Raw genomic sequence first — 4300 nt, 5'->3', positions numbered from 1 at the left:
ACTCGATCCGGCCGACGATGGCCTGTGCACCCGTTCGCAGTGGGACCGCCCAAGGCGCCGCCAGGCTGACTGCCGCGCTCGGGAGGGTGACGCCCGGTGCTCCTCCGCCCCCGATGACCGCATGGCAGTCGACCGCGCGGGCGTCGACGCCGTGTCGGGTCAGCTCGGCCGCGAGCGATCCAGCCCGTTCTCTGAGCCGTTGCACAGGCTCGTGCAGCGCCTGTGCGGTGGGGGTCGGGGGGCCGATCAGTGTTGCTTCAAGTGCGGCGAGCGTCAGCTTGTCGACGCGGAGTGCCCGTGCCAGAGGGTGCCTGCGCAGGCTGGTGACCAGGTCAGCGTGGCCGAGCAGCAGCCCCGCCTGGGGTCCGCCGAGGAGCTTGTCGCCGCTGGCGGTGATCAATGCCGCGCCGTCGGCCAGCGCTGTCGCGGCGTCCGGTTCGTCCGGCAGCAGCGGTTCTGGGGTGAGAAGCCCTGAGCCGATGTCGACGACAACGGGGACCTTCCTGTGGCCGTCGGGCCCCGGCACCTCGATCCTTGAAAGCTCCCGGATCGAGGCTTCCCTCGTGAATCCGAGCACCTGAAAGTTCGAGGGGTGCACTTTCAGAATGAATCCGGTCTCCTTCCCGACGGCTGAGACATAGTCATCAACGGTGGTGCGATTGGTCGTGCCGACTTCCCGCAATCTCGCCCCGGTGGCCACCAGTAGATCAGGTATGCGGAAGCCGTCTCCTATTTCCACCATCTCCCCACGGCTGATGATGATGTCGCGCCCAGAGGCCAGGGCCGTTGCGGCGAGCACGAGCGCGGCCGCGTTGTTGTTGACGACCAGAACGGCCTCAGCGGTTGGGCATGCTGCGCGCAGTGCACTCAGAATGCCGCGACCCCGCATGGCGCGCTTGCCTGTTTTCAGGTCGTACTCGACATCGGTACAGCCGGAGGCGGTGGCGAGCGCATCACGGGCAGCCGCCGACAGCGGAGCGCGGCCCAAGTTGGTGTGAAGCAACGCACCTGTGGCATTGAGTACCGGGCGCAGCGTCGTCGCCCGCGGGGGCAGCGTGGCCGAGACTGCTCCTGGTACGTCCTCCGGGGGAATCTCGCCGCGACGGGCTCGTTCCTGTGCGGCGATGATCGCCTGTTTGACCAGAGCCGTGCCAAGCCGATCCACCGCCTCTGCGAATCGGGGATCAGCGAGAAGGGCATCTGTCCGAGGGATACCGCGTCGGACGTCCACGTACGGCTCCCCCTTGCGTGCAAACCCTTGTGTCGCATGTCAAAGGACAGCACGGCCCTAGTGCACGGTGATGCGGCCTGAACCACCCTGTGTGACCTCGCCGATCACGGCCGCTGACAGGCCGTGCCCGAGCAGGTTGTGGAGCAGGGCGTCAGCTGTGGCCGTTGGCGCGGCCAGGAGCAGGCCGCCCGAAGTCTGGGCGTCGTGCAGTAGCAGAGCTGTCTCGGGCGCTATCGCCGGATCCATGACGACGGCCTCACGGAGCCGCTCGACGTTGGCGCGAGTCCCACCCGAGATGAAGCCATCCCGTGCCAGCATCGCCGCATCGGGCAGGATCGGCACCTGATCGCCGTACACCGTCGCGGCCGCCTCGCTCGCTGTCAGCATCCGGTGGAGGTGCCCGAGCAACCCGAACCCGGTGACGTCAGTCGCTGCCCGTACCCCAGCGGCCAGAGCGGCCTGCCCTGCATCGGCGTTGAGCAGTGTCATCGAATCGACGGCAGCCCGCAGGGTTGCGCCCCCGGCGGCACCGCGCTTGAGTGCTGTCGCGACGATGCCTGTGCCGATGGGCTTGGTGAGGATCAGTACGTCGCCGGGCACGGCGCGGTCGATCGTCATCAGATGCCGTGGGTCGGCCATTCCGACGACCGCCATGCCGTACTTGGGCACAGGGTCGTCGATGGTGTGACCGCCCGCTACCAAACAGCCGGCCGCGGCCGCCACCTCGGCACCGCCACTCAGTACTTCGCCAAGGATCTCCACCGGCAACCCGTCGCCCGGCCACGCAGCGATATTCACCGCGATGAGCGGTCGACCGCCCATCGCGTAGACATCGGACAGAGCGTTGGCCGCGGAGATCCTGCCCCAGTCGCGAGGGTCGTCCACAATCGGGGTGAAGAAGTCCGTGGTAAGGACCAGAGCGTGGCCCTCATCCTGGCGCAGCACAGCGGCGTCGTCGCCCTCGGCTGCTCCAACGAGCAGATCGCCGGAGGCGGGCTGGATCGTGTCCATTGACGCGAAGAGTCTTTCAAGCTTCGCGAGCGGCAGCTTGCACGCGCAGCCCGCACCTGGGGATAACGCCGTCAGCCGGGGAGCGTGCGCGGCTGGACTCGCCATCGGCTGTGCCTCCGATACGTCGGCGGGCTTGTGAACGCACCTCCGACCGTAACGCCGCGAAGCCTGGCGCGGAAGAAGGGCGAAATACCTGTGCACCCGCCCGCTGATGTCTGGACTGCCATCCCGGCACGTACGGCCTGGTCGTCTACCGTTCCGCTCATGCGGAGCGGGCGACGGTGATGAGTTGCTCGGCCGCGAGGTCGAGATCGGCGGGGGTGGTCCAGCGACCCAGCGAGAGCCGTACCGCTCCGAGGCCGCGTGCGTCGTCCAGGCCCATCGCGCGCAAGACCGGTGAGGGTGTGCTGTCGCCGCTGTGGCAGGCCGATCCGGTGGAGGCTGCGATCCCTGGGACGGCGGTAAGAAGGTCACGGCCCATGATGCCGTCGATGCTGATGTTCAAGGTGTTCGGCAGACGGCCGTGGAGGGGCCCGTTCAGGCGTACCCGGCCGGGCAAGGACTCGGCAAGGCGATTGTGAAGGCGGTCGCGTTGCTCGGCGATGCGCAGATGAGCCCCAGCTGCGAGCTCTTGAGCTGCGAGTTCGGCGGCCGCACCCAGCGCGGCCGCGAGGGCGACGTTCTCCGTGCCGGCGCGCAGCCCGCCTTCCTGGCCGCCGCCGTAGACCAGCGGTTCCAGGTCGACGCCGGCGCGCACATATAGGGCGGCGATGCCCTTCGGCGCGTACATCTTGTGGCCGACGACCGTCAGCAGATCCACGTCCAACTCCTCTATGTCCAGCGGTACTTTGCCGACCGCCTGCGCGGCGTCGCAGTGGAAGAGGGCCCCGGACGCGCGAGTGATCCGGGCGAGTTCGCTGATCGGCTGCAGAACGCCGGTCTCGTTGTTGGCTGCCATGATGGAGACCAGAGCCGTACGCTCCGTCAACGCTGCAGCCAATGCCGCAGGGCTGACCAAACCATCACGATCGACCGGGAGATACGTCACTTCGACACCGTGCAGGCGCGCCAGAGCCTGGCAGGCTTCCAAGACAGCTGGGTGTTCAGTGACCTGCGTGACGACCTGCGGGAGGTCGTAGCCGACGGCCAGGACGGCGCCGCGAACGGCGAGGTTGTCGGCCTCGGAACCCGAGCCGACGAACACTACCTCGGCGGCCTCCGCGCCGATGAGGGCGGCGACCTGAGTGCGGGCACACTCCAGGGCCGCCTTGGGCTCGGCGCCGTAGAGGTGAACGCTGGAGGGGTTGCCGAATCCGTCCGCAAGGTAGGGAACCATCGCTTCGACCACACGCGGATCGACCGGGGTGGTCGCGTTGTAGTCCAGGTAAACCGGCCTGTTCTGCAGTCCGGGGTGTACGAGTGTCACGCGGCGACCTCCGTCTCCACGGGCAGCCTGGCCACTGGCCGTTCCAGCATCCCGCCAATCAGTCAGCCTGACTGCTCTGCGGCCACGTGCGCAACGGCCGGGCAGCGTCGTTGTGCGAACGTGGCAGGCACTATGGCAGGACAGCCACCTTCGACTCGCGCGGAACCTCGGCGCTGGGATGCACTTTGGCGCTTGCTGCTCAGGGCTTACGCACTCGCGGACCTCCTCACCGACACCCTTGGCCAGTCGTTCGACATCAGCGCGCTGCCCACGGTGAACCGTGGGCTCCAGGGGGACCGTCCGCAGCACAGATTCAGCACACATGAGGACGAGAAACCATCGGAAACGGCGAGAACGAATGAGAGTGATTATCGCAGATCAGACGCTGTTCCTGCTGTATTTATGCAGGTCAGTGGCTTGCTCGGGGAAGTCTGCTGTTCCTCCTGGCCCTGCTGGCCGGCAAAATGCTCGCCACCTCGCTGACCATCGGCATCGGCGGCTCCGGCGGCGTCTTCGCCCCCAGCCTGTTCGTCGGCGCGATGCTCGGATCCGCCTTCGGCCAGGGAGCCCACCAACTCCTGCCCGCCGTGGCCGGATCCGCGGGCGCCTACGGGATCGTCGGCATGGGCGCT

At 67.6% G+C, this 4300-nt stretch carries 3 protein-coding genes and 1 pseudogene; 1 reads left to right on the top strand and 3 read right to left on the bottom strand.

The features are described from left to right. The 3 genes from selA to TR46_RS37470 form a co-directional block, all read right to left on the bottom strand. Nucleotides 1-1231: L-seryl-tRNA(Sec) selenium transferase (gene selA, locus TR46_RS40550; RefSeq protein ID WP_042411774.1), on the bottom strand; the 1231-nt coding region annotated here is incomplete at its 3' end. 57 nt (nt 1232-1288) lie between these two features. Then, the gene (selD, locus tag TR46_RS37475) at nt 1289-2347 is read right to left on the bottom strand and encodes a selenide, water dikinase SelD (protein ID WP_042411771.1); all 1059 of its coding nucleotides are present in this window, start codon (nt 2345-2347) and stop codon (nt 1289-1291) included. 157 nt (nt 2348-2504) lie between these two features. Then, entirely contained in the window at nt 2505-3668 is a 1164-nt protein-coding gene (locus TR46_RS37470) for a cysteine desulfurase family protein (RefSeq protein ID WP_042411765.1), read from the bottom strand. Nucleotides 3669-4105: 437 nt separating this feature from the next. Between TR46_RS37470 and TR46_RS40545 the strand changes: the two are divergent. After that, a pseudogene (locus TR46_RS40545) lies at nt 4106-4300 on the top strand (chloride channel protein); the annotation flags it as partial.

The organism is Streptacidiphilus carbonis, assembly GCF_000787775.1.
GTDB classification, from domain to species: domain Bacteria; phylum Actinomycetota; class Actinomycetes; order Streptomycetales; family Streptomycetaceae; genus Streptacidiphilus; species Streptacidiphilus carbonis.
The sequence above is the reverse complement of the archived record's forward strand: the minus strand, read 5'-3'. Positions and strand labels throughout refer to the sequence as shown.

What these genes read in the sequence shown, in the direction of transcription:
- selD (WP_042411771.1), bottom strand. Translation starts at nt 2,347, where the DNA reads ATGGCGAGTCCAGCCGCGCACGCTCCCCGGCTGACGGCGTTATCCCCA.